At 33.1% G+C, this 13,715-nt stretch carries 11 protein-coding genes; 3 read left to right on the top strand and 8 right to left on the bottom strand.

Annotated elements, in window-relative coordinates:
• Positions 1-147: 147 nt before the first annotated feature.
• The 8 genes from OQ292_RS24545 to OQ292_RS24510 form a co-directional block, all read right to left on the bottom strand.
• Complete coding sequence (locus OQ292_RS24545; protein ID WP_284686630.1) at positions 148-1,842, bottom strand: DUF3500 domain-containing protein; 1,695 nt, start codon at positions 1,840-1,842, stop codon at positions 148-150.
• Positions 1,843-1,962: 120 nt separating this feature from the next.
• Positions 1,963-3,072 (bottom strand): DUF3500 domain-containing protein, encoded by a 1,110-nt coding sequence (locus tag OQ292_RS24540; protein WP_284686629.1) that lies wholly within the window; start codon positions 3,070-3,072, stop codon positions 1,963-1,965.
• 342 nt (positions 3,073-3,414) lie between these two features.
• Positions 3,415-3,714 carry a TonB-dependent receptor gene (locus OQ292_RS24535; RefSeq protein ID WP_284686628.1) on the bottom strand — a complete coding sequence of 100 codons (300 nt, stop codon included), beginning with the start codon at positions 3,712-3,714 and terminating at the stop codon, positions 3,415-3,417.
• 172 nt (positions 3,715-3,886) lie between these two features.
• Entirely contained in the window at positions 3,887-4,669 is a 783-nt protein-coding gene (locus OQ292_RS24530) for a hypothetical protein (protein ID WP_284686627.1), read from the bottom strand.
• A 6-nt stretch (positions 4,670-4,675) separates the two neighbouring features.
• Complete coding sequence (locus OQ292_RS24525) at positions 4,676-6,721, bottom strand: redoxin domain-containing protein (protein ID WP_284686626.1); 2,046 nt, start codon at positions 6,719-6,721, stop codon at positions 4,676-4,678.
• A gap of 14 nt (positions 6,722-6,735) precedes the next feature.
• Positions 6,736-9,126, bottom strand: coding sequence for an ABC transporter permease (locus tag OQ292_RS24520; RefSeq protein WP_284686625.1), 2,391 nt, complete (start codon positions 9,124-9,126; stop codon positions 6,736-6,738).
• 198 nt (positions 9,127-9,324) lie between these two features.
• Positions 9,325-10,032, bottom strand: coding sequence for a LytR/AlgR family response regulator transcription factor (locus OQ292_RS24515; protein WP_284686624.1), 708 nt, complete (start codon positions 10,030-10,032; stop codon positions 9,325-9,327).
• Positions 10,029-11,171 carry a sensor histidine kinase gene (locus OQ292_RS24510; protein ID WP_284686623.1) on the bottom strand — a complete coding sequence of 381 codons (1,143 nt, stop codon included), beginning with the start codon at positions 11,169-11,171 and terminating at the stop codon, positions 10,029-10,031. Before OQ292_RS24510 ends, OQ292_RS24515 begins: the two co-directional genes overlap by 4 nt.
• Positions 11,172-11,461: 290 nt before the next feature.
• Between OQ292_RS24510 and OQ292_RS24505 the strand changes: the two genes are divergently transcribed.
• From OQ292_RS24505 to OQ292_RS24495, 3 genes are read left to right on the top strand one after another with little or no spacing between them, the layout of a single operon-like run.
• On the top strand, positions 11,462-12,025 hold the full coding sequence (locus OQ292_RS24505; RefSeq protein WP_284686622.1) for a Crp/Fnr family transcriptional regulator: 564 nt from the start codon (positions 11,462-11,464) through the stop codon (positions 12,023-12,025).
• Positions 12,026-12,078: 53 nt separating this feature from the next.
• Entirely contained in the window at positions 12,079-12,657 is a 579-nt protein-coding gene (locus tag OQ292_RS24500) for an NAD(P)H-dependent oxidoreductase (protein WP_284686621.1), read from the top strand.
• Between the two features lie 37 nt (positions 12,658-12,694).
• Positions 12,695-13,663 carry a helix-turn-helix domain-containing protein gene (locus OQ292_RS24495; RefSeq protein ID WP_284686620.1) on the top strand — a complete coding sequence of 323 codons (969 nt, stop codon included), beginning with the start codon at positions 12,695-12,697 and terminating at the stop codon, positions 13,661-13,663.
• The last annotated feature ends 52 nt before the right edge of the window (positions 13,664-13,715 follow it).

Genomic DNA, 13,715 nt, shown 5'->3' with positions numbered 1-13,715 from the left:
TAAAATTTGGTTATAAAAAAGGGATTTTTTAGTCCAAAAAGTATTAGCAAATTAGAGATTCAACTTTTCCGATTAATAATTTCTTATAAAAACCTGCTTCGTTTAATCGAAGCAGGTTATGTCTATAGTTTCTAAGATTAATTGGATTTAGTTTCCTCCATAGTCGGTTAATTTATCTCTCCAAACTGAGTGTGGGTGTGTGCCAGATAAGATTACTCCATTTTGGCAAGAGTACTCAATCCAAACAGATGGCCCGTCTATTCTTACATAATCATTTCTTGTAGTGAGATCGGTAGTTCCAGAATAAGAAATGTAAGTCTCATCTAGTTCGTTGGTATATTTTGTCATAATATCCTCTGAACTAGCCACGTCATCTACATAAGTTTTTATAGCTGCTAAAACTAGCTCTTGTTGCTCACTCGTTAATTCGCTACATACAATTCCAGAAGAAGTAGATGGGAAGTTATCATCTTCTTGAGGGCCTGCAATTACATCACCAAAAGTAGAACTCAATTTTGCTGAAGCTAATTCACTTGTGCTTAAGCCTTCTAACATGGCAGTAAGCGCATTTTTCTCTTCTATAAGTGGCTGATATGTATCTCCTTCCCAAGAGAAAGCAAAATAAGGTTCGATACCTCTAAAAGACGGTGTAGCACCCACTAATTCACCATCGATGTAAGTATTTGCAAAAGCCATATGGTGACCACCAAACTGAATTTCGAAAGTACCTGTTTCTGCTGGTGTTCCTAAAAAGGCTAGATAATAGTTGTCTTCTCCATAAGCAGAACCACCGCCGTTTTCTTGCAAATAATCATCTGCATATAACATTTGCTGTAATTCATCCCAGCCTTCGTTTTCTGTTGTTCCAGATACTTCTGCCAATAAAGCTTTTGCAGATTCAACCTGTTCGTCTGTCATATCTCCAAAAGTAAGTCCGACCCTTTCGGCATTTGGTAGGTTAGACCATTTTTTGGCTTCGGTAATTGAATATGACCTTTGCACGGTTGAAAGTTGAGAAGAACTCAATAAAGCTTTAAATTCATCAGCCATACAAACAATCTTTTCAATGCCAGATAGACTACTGCAATCTGCAGAATAAACTGCACTCACAGTTAATTCTGCAGTACAAGTTTGCTCTAAGAATGAAATTTCAAATGTAGCTGTACCTGAGCTTACTGGTGTACCAGTAATGTTATAAGTAATACTGCCAGAACCGTCGGCTAATGTTCCTGCTTCCAAATTAGCCGTTAAACCTTCCACACCGGTAGATTCAACAGTATCGGTAGCTTCGTAGGTTAAACCGTTGCCGCCACTATAAGGCACTGTGAGCGTAGCAGTGTATTCTACTCCGCTAGTAGCTGTTGTAGAGAATGCAGCTGAACTGCAATCTAATGAAGTGATTGTTGCTGTTGTATCTTCTTCCTCCTCATCTTCTGTTGATTCTTCTACAGTTAATGTAAGCGTACAAGATTGATCACCAAAAGTAATGGCAAATGATGCTGTTCCAGCATCTTCTGGTGTACCTGTGATGGTATAAGTAAAACTTCCGGCTCCATCTGCTAACGTTCCTGCAACAAGTATGGCGCTTAATCCTTCTACGCCTGTAGATGCAATTGTGCTACCAGCACTGTAAGTTCCTTCATTACCTCCAGTATATGGGACAGATGCAGTTGCTGAATAAACTTCTCCATCTGTTGCAGTGGCAGAAAAAGTAGCAGAGCTACAGTTTAACGATGTGATTGATACTTCTTCAGTTACAACTTCATCATCTTCTTCGCAGGCACTTACTACTATAAGCATAGTAAATAAAGTTGCCAAAAATGCATTGAATATTCTTTTCATTTTTATGTGATGTGAATTGTTATTTATTGTGGTTACATTATGCTGTTTGAGGGAAGTTTTGAGTTATGACCATTTTAAAACTCCTAACTCAAACAGCAATTTTATTTATACAGAATCAGATTAATTATTTCCTCCGTAATCGCCATCTTTATCTCTCCAGATGGCATGTGGGTGAGTAGGTTGTAAGATTACTCCATTTTGAACTGAATACTCTATCCAGACAGATGGCCCATCTATTCGAATGTAATCGTTGCGAGTTTCTAAGCTTGTGGTTCCAGAATAGGCGATATATGTATCGTCTAATTCATTGGTATATTCAATCATTATCGCATCTGCATCATCTTCTGCAATATCTTCAACATAAGTAGCAATGGCATCTAAAACCAATGTTCTTTGAGCAGTAGTTAATTCACTGCAACTAATACCAGATGCAGTTGCTGGAAAATTATCATCTTCTTGTGGGCCTGCTATAATGTCTCCATAAGATGAGCTTAATTCTGCTGTGGCTAATTCATCTGATGAAAATGATTCGAGAATTGCAGAAAATGCGCTTCTCTCTTGTTCTTGTACTTGGCTAGTTTCTCCATTCCAAGTGAACTCTGCAAATGGTTCGATACCTCTAAAAGAAGGAGTTGCTCCAACCAATACACCGTCTGTATAGGTATTAGAAACTACTAAATGGTGTCCGCCAAATTGAATTTCGAAAGTGCCAGTTTCTGCTGGTGTTCCAAGAAAAGCAAAATAAAAGTTTGCAGCACCATAAGCAGAACCACCTCCATTTTCGCCAAGATATTCATCTGCATCTAAGTGCTTTTGTACTTCATCCCAACCTTCGTTGTCTGTTGCACTTAATATTTCCACTAATACTGCTTTAGCATACTGTATTTGTGTGGTTGTCATTTCTCCAAAAGTAAGCCCAACTCTTTCTGCATTTGGCAGGTTAGACCATTTCTTTGCTTCAGTTACTGTGTAATCTCTTTGTACAGTGGCTAATTGTGAGTCGCTAAGTAATGCTTTAAAAGCATCTGCTAAGCAAATAATTTTATCAATGCCACTTGTAGAGGTACAGGCTTCAACTTCTATAGGATCTGGGTTGTAAGTAGCATCTGATTCTGAGTCGGATGTAGAACTTGAATTCGTATCAGGGTCTACAGAATCGCTTTCGCTGCTACATCCAACAAGCAATGTAATTGCTAAGAAGCATGCGATTATTGGCTTTAAAAAATTCATAGTTAATATTATAGTTGATGTACATTAGTGAATAAGATAAATTGATAGTCATAAGAATATCTAACTTGTAACATAACTTTTAATATGAATCCCAAAAGAGTTTTAATTTGGTAAAGAGATTTTTATTGTAAGCTTAGTTTTATGTTAAATGTCCTTTTTAAAGTTTCCTATAAAGTTTGTGAGAAGCGCAGCAATTAGGTGAAAACTGAAGCGCTGTTGGTTATTTTTCCTATTGTAGAATGCTTCTATTCTATCATAAAATTACGGGCACGCGCAATCCAAGTGTACTTTGTACCGATAAACTCATAAAATGTATCGGTGAATAGCTACATTGTTTAATTTTTAGAATGAAATAGCCGCTTTAATTCTAAAGTTTATGGGGCTACCAAGTATATAATGTATCTCAGAAACTGAAGAAGTTTCACCTAGCAATTGACTGGTTGTGTAGAATTGGGTTTCGTCACATTCGGTGTTAAATATGTTTTCGACCACCATATTTAAACTCAAGTTCTTCCATTTGTAACCTACATTCGCATCGGTAATAAAATATCCCTCAGCGGTTACAGAATTATCTTCATTAGCAGGTCTATCGTGCAAATAGCGATAGCGTAATCCCGCACTTAAACCAGATGGGTGCTGCATTAATCATTAGGTTATTACTACTCTTGTATCATTAAAATGAAAACCCATGCCTGATTTTAAATACCATTGTAGGTTGTTATTTGGAGAATAAATAATGTTTAATTGATGCTGAATGGTGGTGGATGGATTGTATAAGTATTATCTTAATTCTGTTTTGTGTTTGCAGTTGATGTTACTGTTCTTCTAACTCTTTTAATCTGGCATCAAAAGCACTAAAATCTTTTTCTGTAAATAACAATTTGCCATCAGAGTTATAAATTTCTAATCTTTCAAGAAAGCTATTTTTATAAACATCGCGTGTTAGGTAACCTGTTTTAGTTTGTCTAACAAACCTAGTTCCTTGAATTCGACCATACGTGTCTATATAACCAATTGTATCGCCTTTATGGAGAAAGTATTGAATTTCATAAGTTTCAAAAATATTATTTGTTTTATTCAGGTTCTTGCCATTGATAACCACAGCAGACAAATTATCTGCATAAAATTCTAATTTGGAGAAATAAGCACAATAACATTCTTCAATTAAATATGATGGCATTTCTTCTACTAACAAAATTGTATCTCCATATTGTATTTCAGTTCTCATCATATCATCAATTGGTAACCAATTGATATTCAGTGTATCATTATGTTTTTCTAATTTTGGGAAAAAGTTTTTAATATTAATGCATTCTTCAATTACTATAGCTTCTAAACTCCAAATGCTATCTTGAACATTTATTAATTTGAGAATGCCTTCTTTTGGAGTTCTACCATAATAATCTGGAACATTACTAAAACAATGATAATCATATGAGATAGGCTGCACTAAATCTTCTAAGTTGTAATATTCATTATCATAACCCATTGCCACTTTAATGTATGAAGTAATATATGTAGTATCTGATTTACTTTGTGCAAAAGTGGTTAAATGAAGTGTTATGCTTATGAAAAATAGGAATATGATTTTGTTCATGAATGTCTAATAAGTGCTGCTTTTTTTAGCAATTTCGATCATGAGAGAAAGTTCTTCAATAATTTGATCTTTATCACCATTTCCTCCTGAATTTCTAAAATTTATTTTGCCTTCTGGAGAAATTACAAACTTGGTGGGAAGTGAACCAACTTTATAAGTTTTAGCTGATTCGCCTTTTTCATCAAGCATTACATTAAAAGCAAATCCTCTTTTTTGGAGAAACTGACTAATTTCTTTTTCATTTTTGCCTTTGTCTAAACAGATAAATAAAAACTCAACATCTGGCTCTGTTTTATATTTTTCTATAAGTTCTTTGTAAGCTGGAAAAGTCATAAGACACGGAGCACACCAAGTTGCCCAAAAATCAAGTACAACAACTTTATTTTTTAAATCTTCAAGAGATATTTTTTCTCCTTTAAGGTTTTTAAGTTCAAAGGATTGTGCAGGTGTATTCATCATTAATCCTTCCAAATATTCTTTTTTGTTTTTAACTAGCCCAGCTTCTAATGAGTCTATCTGAGGTGCATCTTCTTCATTTAAAAGTTTTTTTATCATATCTGTTGCCGTACCTTTCTCTATGGTTAATTTAGCTACCTCTTTGGCCGCTTTTTCGTCTCCAATAATTAAAAGGAAATCAACAATTCTATTATTTAAATTATAAATAGTATTGGCAAATTTACCATATTCTATTGCTTTATTGCAGGCAAATATTGCTTCTTGTTCTTTTCCAATTTTAAGCAGCAATTGCGCTTTTGTCATCCAATACTCAGCTACATCAATTTCTCTTTTTCTACGAATATCATTATCTGAAAGATCACTAAACATTAATTCTCGAAAATCGCGAGGTGAGTCCAATTTGTTAGTAGATAATTTAATAGCTTTAGTGATTAAAGCTAATGAAAGCGTGTCTTCTACATTATTTTTAGATTCTTTGACTTGGTGTTTTGCGTAATATTCATATACTCTTAACTTGTACCATTCATCATCTATTTCCTCTACCATCTTAAGCCATTTTGCTAAAGATCCTTCTTCTATAAAAAGTGTTAAAAGCCCCATTAACCTAACTGATTTTTCCAATTCAGCATAGGTGTATTTATTTATCCATGTTAATGAAAGAGGATAATCTTGAAAAATATTATCCATACTTAATGTTCTTTCTAATGTTTGGGGAGAGGAATCAATTTTTTCTTTTAGGCCTTTATCAAAGTATTTTTCTAATTTTTTATATGCATGAAGTTTCTCATTTAAGGTAGAAGCTTCTAGAATTTTTCTTTGTAAATGAATAGAGCCAACTTGAAATGCCCAATTTGAGTTGGGATGTATTTTCATATTTGTTTTTCGACAAGCCAATAGTTTTTCATTATCTCCTATATCCATATATATGCCACTCAAATCCCTAAGTGAACGGCTATCTAATAGTTCTCTTTGTTCAAATAACCAATCAGTTTTTTCAAGAAGCGCATTTTTTTCTTCCGGATTACCAAGATTAATTGAGTTGGAATATGTGCTGATATAATAAGCCGTAAGTTCTTCATTTTTAGTAAATTCTTCTTCTAGCATTTTCCTGCCTCTTTCAAGGTCTGGGTTACATGATGCTAACCAAGGTTCAAAAACATAGGGAACATAATTAGTGTTGATAAAACAATATTTAGCAATGGCAGCTTTTCCTCCAATTAATTCTTCACCATCATTATCTTTCAATATATAGCGATAACCATGACCATCGTAATTATCGTGTAAGTCATTCTCATCTTTGAAAATTATTAAATAAGATACACAACCATAATTGATTTTAAATTTTCCTATCCATTGATCTCCCTCGTACTTTAAGATTAGATCAATAGGCTTTCTAAATCTTCCTGTTTTTTCAAACAAATTAACTGTCGCAGAAATTACCAAAGAGCTATCTAGCGGTGTGCCAGTTGGTGTATAAGAAAATGTTACTTCTTGTTCCGGTTGAGGATTTTTAGGAGATATAATTAAATTCGATTGCCCAAAGACGACTCCTATATACAGGTGTAATAAGAATAAAAAGCCTATTAATTTTTTCATATTTACTTTGGTTTTTACTCATTCCGCAATGAGTCTACAGGATTTGATAGTGCAGTTCTTATAGTTTGAGAAAGAATGGTGAAGATGCCCAAACTAAACATGGTTAAAAAGCTAAAAAGCAGTATACTAGCGCCAATTGTAATTTTATAGGTAAATTCCGTAAGGATTAGATTGCCTAAAAAATAACCAATGGGCAACGCAATTAATCCGGCTAATAAAAGCAGATAAATAAACTCTTTAGATAGCAGCAGCACAAGCCCAGTAGTATTTGCACCAAAGGTTTTTCTAATGCCAATTTCTTTTACTCTGGCATTTGAACTATACAAAACAAGCCCCAGCAATCCTATGCAAGAGATAAACATTGCAGCAATAGAAAATATCCTGATAATTGACAAGTCTTCAGGATAGGAGAGATTCTCTTCTAGTTCATCTTCGTAAAAACTATATTCAACTTTTTGTTTTTCAAGCTTTCTGTTTTTGTTCCAGATATACTCAATATATGCTTCAAGTTCATCAGCTTTATTATTATTATTTCGATATTTAATGTTTAAAAACTTAAAGTTTTTTGGTGAATATCGGAGCCCCATTTGCCCAATAGGATGTTTTAACGACAAATAATTGAAGTCTTTTAATACTCCTGTTATTTGTAGTTTTAATGTATCGTTTATAGTAAGTGTTTTCCCAATAGCCTCAATGGTTGGGCCTATATTTAAAGTTTTGAGAGTCTTCTCATTTACTATAATATATTCTTCATTTTGCTCAGATGCTTCTGTAGGAAAGTTTTGTCCAGCTATTAAATCTAATCCCATATTTTCTATGAAATTGTGATCTACAAAATAGCTCAAAAAGCCAATCGGTTTATTTTGGTCGATGTGTTTAATTAGATCGTTTTGCCCCATAGAAACCAAATTTGTAGAAGTAGCCGATACCTTTTCAATTAATGAATGTTCTTCTAATTGACTGGCAATAGTATGGTAATCTCCATTTTGAAGTTTAAGGTTGATAATATTAGATTTATCAAATCCATAGTCGGCTTTAATGAGGTATTGAGTTTGAAATTGCATTACAAACAACAAAATTATAAATACCAACGAAAAGCAAAATTGGCTTACCATAGCCATTTTTCTCAAGTTGATACCTTGCAATGAACCGGTATGATTATTTGACCTAAATACATTATTGATAGATTTTTGAGAGAAGATAATGGCAGGAAATAAACCAGCTAATACGCCTACTAAAATGCTAAATAACAAAAACAAAATACATAACTCCAGATTAACTTCTATGTCTTTTAACAAATTTGAAAACTTTGGGTGCATCGACAAGTAATACATTAAAATAGAGCCTAGCAGAAGTGAAATGAGCGATATTAATATAGATTCGGTTAGGAATTGTATAAATATTTGGTTTGATCTTGCTCCCATGGTTTTTCTAATACCCACTTCTTTGTTCCTTTCCATTAAGGTTACAATTGATAAGTTGGTGTAATTGAAACAACCAATAACCAGTATTACAATGGCAATAATTGAGTACATTAATATTCCGCTTGCTGAGATTCCTATAAATGGGTCGTATAAGAGCTTTATTGGAAGTATGTTTGTGATTTTTTGTAATTGAAATGAACTGCTGATATTTTTATTCTCAAAAGTTTCAGATGGAATAAGCGATGATATTTTGCCCTGAAGTACTTCTGGATCAGCATTTTCCTCCAATAAAACATAGGTGTAACACTGACTGTAATTTGACCAGTTATTGATGTCTTCCTCAACTTTATTTGCTGTTATGAGCGATTGTAGCGCTTCAGTCGAAATATAAAAATCGTAATCTATATGTGTTTTAACATTTGAGATGTCAATCACCCCTGAGACTACAAAATCACCAAATTCTTTATGAGTTAAAACATTACCGAATGGGTTTTTATCATCAAAGAATTTTTGCGCAGCTTTTTGAGTAATTACAATTGAACGTGGATTTGAAAATGATTTATCTCTTTCCCCATAAATCATTTTAAAGTCAAAAATCTCTAAAAAAGTTTTATCTGCAAAAACACCGTTTGCTTTCACTTCTTTTCCATTAAAAGACAATGAAATATGGTTTAACTGTCTATGTGGAAACAATCGAACTCCCTTTTTGCATTCTGGATAGCTTTCGATGGCAGCGGGTAAAAGGGTAAATGGAGACCTTGCGATTTGTTGAGATTGCGTGTTTCCTTTTAGCAAGGTGGTTATTCTATAGATTTGCTCAAAGTCTTGATGGAAAGTATCAAAGTTTTGCTGATAATTTATTACTGCGATTAGAAACAAACCAATCGACATTCCGATAGACAAACTAAAAATACTGATCAGGGTAATTAATTTATTTCTGGTAAGATTACGAATTGCAGTAATAAGGTAATTTTTAAACATTTATGTATACTTGATATGTTAGAAAGCTTAGCTCAAAAAAATCATATAATAAAAAATGAAGCTATCTAAATATACTATTTTATTGTTACATAAATCAAGTGTGGATTAAATATTTAGAATAATAACTTGTCTTTATAAATTATTTACAATCACATTGATTGGCGATTTCTGCTGCTATAATATTCCAATAAGAATAAATCAGGAACCTAATGTATTTTGCAACTCATTTGCATATTTACTACTTACTGGCAGCTCTTTGCCATTGGTGAGTGTTACTTTTTGTTTGATGAATGATTTTATCTTTTGAATAGAAATAATAAAGCTCCTATGGACTCTAAAGAACTTGTCTGGGCTTAGCATTTCAGAAAGCTTTTTTAAGGGCATCAGTGTGGTAATACTTTCACCATCTTCCAGATAGATAGTGCAATAATCTTTGAGGCTTTCTATATAAAGTACCTCATCTTGCACAATTTTAATTTTCTGGTATTTAGCATAAACATAAAAAACTTCTGAAGGATTTTTAACTGTTCCGTGCTTGTATTGATAGTATTCTAGTGTTTTGTTAATAGCACGTTCAAAACGATCTTTAGAGATGGGCTTTACCAGATAATCCATTGCTTCAAGCTCGAAACCTTCGTAGGCATAGTTGCGGTATGCAGTTGTAAAAATCACAATAGGTTTATTTTCTAACGAAGCCACCAAATCTATTCCTGTAATATCTGGCATTTGAATGTCTACAAACAACACATCTATATCAGCTTTTTTTAAAAATTCAGCACCATTAATTGCATCTTCAAAAGTTTGAATCAACTCAAACGATGGAAAATCTTTGATGTATTCTTCAATTAATTCTAAAGCGAGTGGTTCATCGTCTATGGCGATACACTTTATTTTTTTCGTGTTCATGCTTTGTTTATTTCCAAGGTAACGGTAAATAATTGGTCTGCTCGATTTATCTCCAATATGTAATTAGATGGATAAACATGTTGCAATCTTTGTCTGGTATTTTTAATACCTATTCCGTTTCGCTCTTGTTTTGTCTGGTTATCGAAAAGGCGATTTTGGCAGAAAAAAGAAATTTTATCAGGCCTTGCCTCAATCTTAATTACAATTGGTGAAGCTGCGTGTTTGCTTATGCCATGCTTAAAAGCATTTTCTACAAACGTAAGCAAAATCATCGGGCTAATGCTGGTAGATTTTAAGCTGCCAGTTGCTTCAAAAGTAATATCTGCTTTTTTGCCCAATCGTAACTTTTGCAAATCAATATAATCCTTTAAACATTCTACTTCACGGATTAATGGTATACTATCTTCCCGCACATCGTCGGTTACAAAACGCATAATGTTAGACAGTTTCATTATACTATCGGCAGTTTTTTCATTGCCTGTAACCGCCAGAGTATAAATATTATTCAATGTGTTAAATAGAAAATGAGGGTTAATTTGTGCCTTTAAAAAGGAGAGTTCTGCTTTAGCCTTTTCTGCTTCCGCTTTGGTTACTCGTCTCTCTGTAACTTGCCAACGTTGGGTAGATTCAGTTGCTGTACTCAATGTTAATATTACTACCAAAATAAATAAACTTGTTACATCTCTAACGGCAAAAGGATTATCTGAACGTTCAGGGCCTTCTGGCCCAAAATCTCTTGGTGGTGGAAAAGGTCGGCTATCACCATTTCCTTCTCTTTTTTCTGGACCAGAAAAATCGTTATACGGCATCACAGAAGGTGGCAAAGTAATGTAGCCCAAACTTTTGGAATGTTGGATTAATGCATCGAATGGTTTTATAAAGAATACACAAGCTCCAATAGCGATGATGGAAACAACATATAAAATGTAATTATTTTTTAATAATAGTCTTGGTGCTAAAAATTTTGAATTGAGATAGAAAATGGCAAAATAACACAAGCAGAACTGCCAGTAAGCAAATGATTGTAGTAAAGAAAGAATATCATTTTTTTCTCCAGTTGTTCTTAATAAAGGAAAAGTAAAAAACAGCAGCCAGGCTGTAATGGAAATTAATCTGGTCGAACCTTTAAAGCGTGTCATCCTGTAATTTTAGCTAATAATAATATTAAAAAATACAGGTATCGCTATTCTGCCAAATTGTATAGATAAAAGATATAGGAATATAAAATTGTATACAAAATCAAATTGAAGAGTAGTAGAGTGCAGTATGGTAGAGGGTGGGCAAGGGAGTTGACTTGCGGCAGTATAAGAGTATACTTTACATAAAGGCACTTTTATAAACACAAAAAATATAGAAGTATAATAGGACAATATACAAGTTAATTTCTTCTAACTTTGTGAGAAGAACGAATGGTTACTAGATGGTAAAAATGAAACAATTTTTAGAGTCTTTTAATATTTTGACTAAAGAAGAAATAGAACTTTTTTGTGATTCTGTTATTCCCAAGTATTTAAAGAGAGGAGATTTTTATATTAAAGAGGGTAAAACTTGTAAAGAAGTGGCGTTTGTTGTTTCTGGCTTTTTCAGATCGTTTTATTACTCATCAGCAGGAGAGGAGGTAACCTATTGTTTTACTTTCGAGAATTCATTTATAACAGCTTATTCTTCTTTTATTTCTCAAACACCTACACAAGAAAATATTCAAGCTTTAATAGATATCGAACTGTTAACTATTAGTAGACAAGTAATTGAAAAATTAGAAAATAGTAGTAGTAATTGGTTAAGATTATTTAAACATTTGTCTGAGCAAGAGTATATTAAATTGGAAAAAAGGGTTTTTGTTTTGCAAAAAGAAACTGCCGAAAAAAAATATGCAGATTTGCTTCGTAACCATGCAGACTACTTAAATTTAATACCACTAAATTATCTAGCTTCTTACTTGGGCATCACTCAAAGACATTTAAGTAGATTAAGAAAATCGATGTCGAATTAGACAAATGTCCTTTAATGGTTCATGTGTAATATCTTCTTTTGTGTAAAAAAAACATGAAAAAGATATTAATAATAAACGGACACCCAGATAAAGAAAGTTTTAATTTTGCATTGGCCGATGCCTATATTAATGGAGTATCGAATACAGCGGCAAAAGTGAGTCATATAAATTTAATCGATCTTAATTTTAGCCTAAATCTAAAGTTTGGCTATCGGAAAAGAACAGAGATGGAGCCTGACTTATTAGATGCGCTAAAAAAAATTAGAGAGGCAGATCACATCGTTTGGGTTTTTCCGATGTGGTGGTATGGTTACCCTGCATTAATGAAAGGTTTTATCGATCGTGTTTTTCTTCCCGGGATTGCATTTGAATATGTTGAAGGCAAGGCTTTTCCCAAAAAACTCTTTAAAGGCAAAACAGCCAGAATAATTATTACAGCAGATACTCCGCAATGGTACGATTACTTGTTTATGAAAAGACCTGCTATAAATCAATTTAAAAAAGGCACACTTGAGTTTTGTGGAATTAGCCCAGTAAAAGTAACCTATATAGCACCCATTAAAACCTCTACTGCTGAGTTTAGAAAAAAATGGTTGGATCGAGTATATAAGTTAGGTAAGAAGTTAAGCTAGTTACTTTTCAGATTTTATAGAGAGGTGATTTTAAGCAATGTACATTTCTGAAAGACAGATTGAACTACTAATTTTGCGCTCAGGTTTATGTTCAAGTAAACTAAAAAACACATTAGAGATATTTAGGATGGAGGTATCGAGGATATTATTAAAACAACACATTCAAAAGAAAGAAGACCACAGTCTATCATTTCGCCTATTTGATTTATCAGCAGAATATTTGGAGACTTATGCCAAGGCGCATAAGAAAGATCATTTTTGCCTAATATTTTTAACTCAAGGCAGTATTAAAGTACAAATCGAAGACGATTATCATAAATTAAAACCCGGCAAAGTATCGGTAATATTTCCAGATCAAATTCAAGTAATCAGTGATATAAGTGATGATGTTTCTGGCAAGGTATTACTTTTTGATGAAGTGCTTTTTTGTTCAGATATTTTAAATAATGAATTAACGGTATATAATGTAAACCTTTCTGCAAGGCTTAGATGTGTGCAATTAACTGAAGAGGATTTTGAGCAAACTTTAGCACATACTTATGCCATAGAAAAAATATATGCGACTCCAAGTCTCATTAAAAAAGAACAAGCTCGATTTTACATTAAAATTTTGCTTTTAGGCATTATTGAAGCCTTACATGGAGAAATTCCTATGTTACATCTCGAATCTGATAAGCTGTTATACATTCAGTTTAAAAAAGTTTTAAATACACATTATAAAGAATATAGAACAGTAAAACATTATGCAGATAAGCTTGCTATAAGCACAAAAAAATTAAATGCAATTACAAAGAAACATTGTGGTGAAACAGCTATAAATGCCATACATAATCGAATCCTTACAGAAATAAAGCGACAAATGTTGTATTCAGATTTATCGCATAAGCAAATTGCTTTGGATTTGGGATTTAGCTCTCCATCAGCTTTGCATAAGTTTGTAAAAGCCAAGTTGAAAGAAACGCCAAGCGATCTACAATTTAAATTGGAGCAAATGTATAACGCATAGTCTCATATTTATACTAATCTGGCGCTAGCGTAGAATAATTTTGCATTGTAAT

Source organism: Chondrinema litorale, assembly GCF_026250525.1.
Taxonomy (GTDB): domain Bacteria; phylum Bacteroidota; class Bacteroidia; order Cytophagales; family Flammeovirgaceae; genus Chondrinema; species Chondrinema litorale.
Note: the sequence above shows the minus strand (reverse complement) of the source record. Positions and strands in the feature narration are given on the sequence as shown.

Excerpts from the sequence above, each read along its gene's own strand:
- OQ292_RS24545 (WP_284686630.1), bottom strand. The coding sequence starts at position 1,842 with ATGAAAAGAATATTCAATGCATTTTTGGCAACTTTATTTACTATGCTT.
- OQ292_RS24540 (WP_284686629.1), bottom strand. The coding sequence starts at position 3,072 with ATGAATTTTTTAAAGCCAATAATCGCATGCTTCTTAGCAATTACATTG.
- OQ292_RS24535 (WP_284686628.1), bottom strand. The coding sequence starts at position 3,714 with ATGCAGCACCCATCTGGTTTAAGTGCGGGATTACGCTATCGCTATTTG.
- OQ292_RS24530 (WP_284686627.1), bottom strand. The coding sequence starts at position 4,669 with ATGAACAAAATCATATTCCTATTTTTCATAAGCATAACACTTCATTTA.
- OQ292_RS24525 (WP_284686626.1), bottom strand. The coding sequence starts at position 6,721 with ATGAAAAAATTAATAGGCTTTTTATTCTTATTACACCTGTATATAGGA.
- OQ292_RS24520 (WP_284686625.1), bottom strand. The coding sequence starts at position 9,126 with ATGTTTAAAAATTACCTTATTACTGCAATTCGTAATCTTACCAGAAAT.
- OQ292_RS24515 (WP_284686624.1), bottom strand. The coding sequence starts at position 10,032 with ATGAACACGAAAAAAATAAAGTGTATCGCCATAGACGATGAACCACTC.
- OQ292_RS24510 (WP_284686623.1), bottom strand. The coding sequence starts at position 11,171 with ATGACACGCTTTAAAGGTTCGACCAGATTAATTTCCATTACAGCCTGG.
- OQ292_RS24505 (WP_284686622.1), top strand. The coding sequence starts at position 11,462 with ATGAAACAATTTTTAGAGTCTTTTAATATTTTGACTAAAGAAGAAATA.
- OQ292_RS24500 (WP_284686621.1), top strand. The coding sequence starts at position 12,079 with ATGAAAAAGATATTAATAATAAACGGACACCCAGATAAAGAAAGTTTT.
- OQ292_RS24495 (WP_284686620.1), top strand. The coding sequence starts at position 12,695 with ATGTACATTTCTGAAAGACAGATTGAACTACTAATTTTGCGCTCAGGT.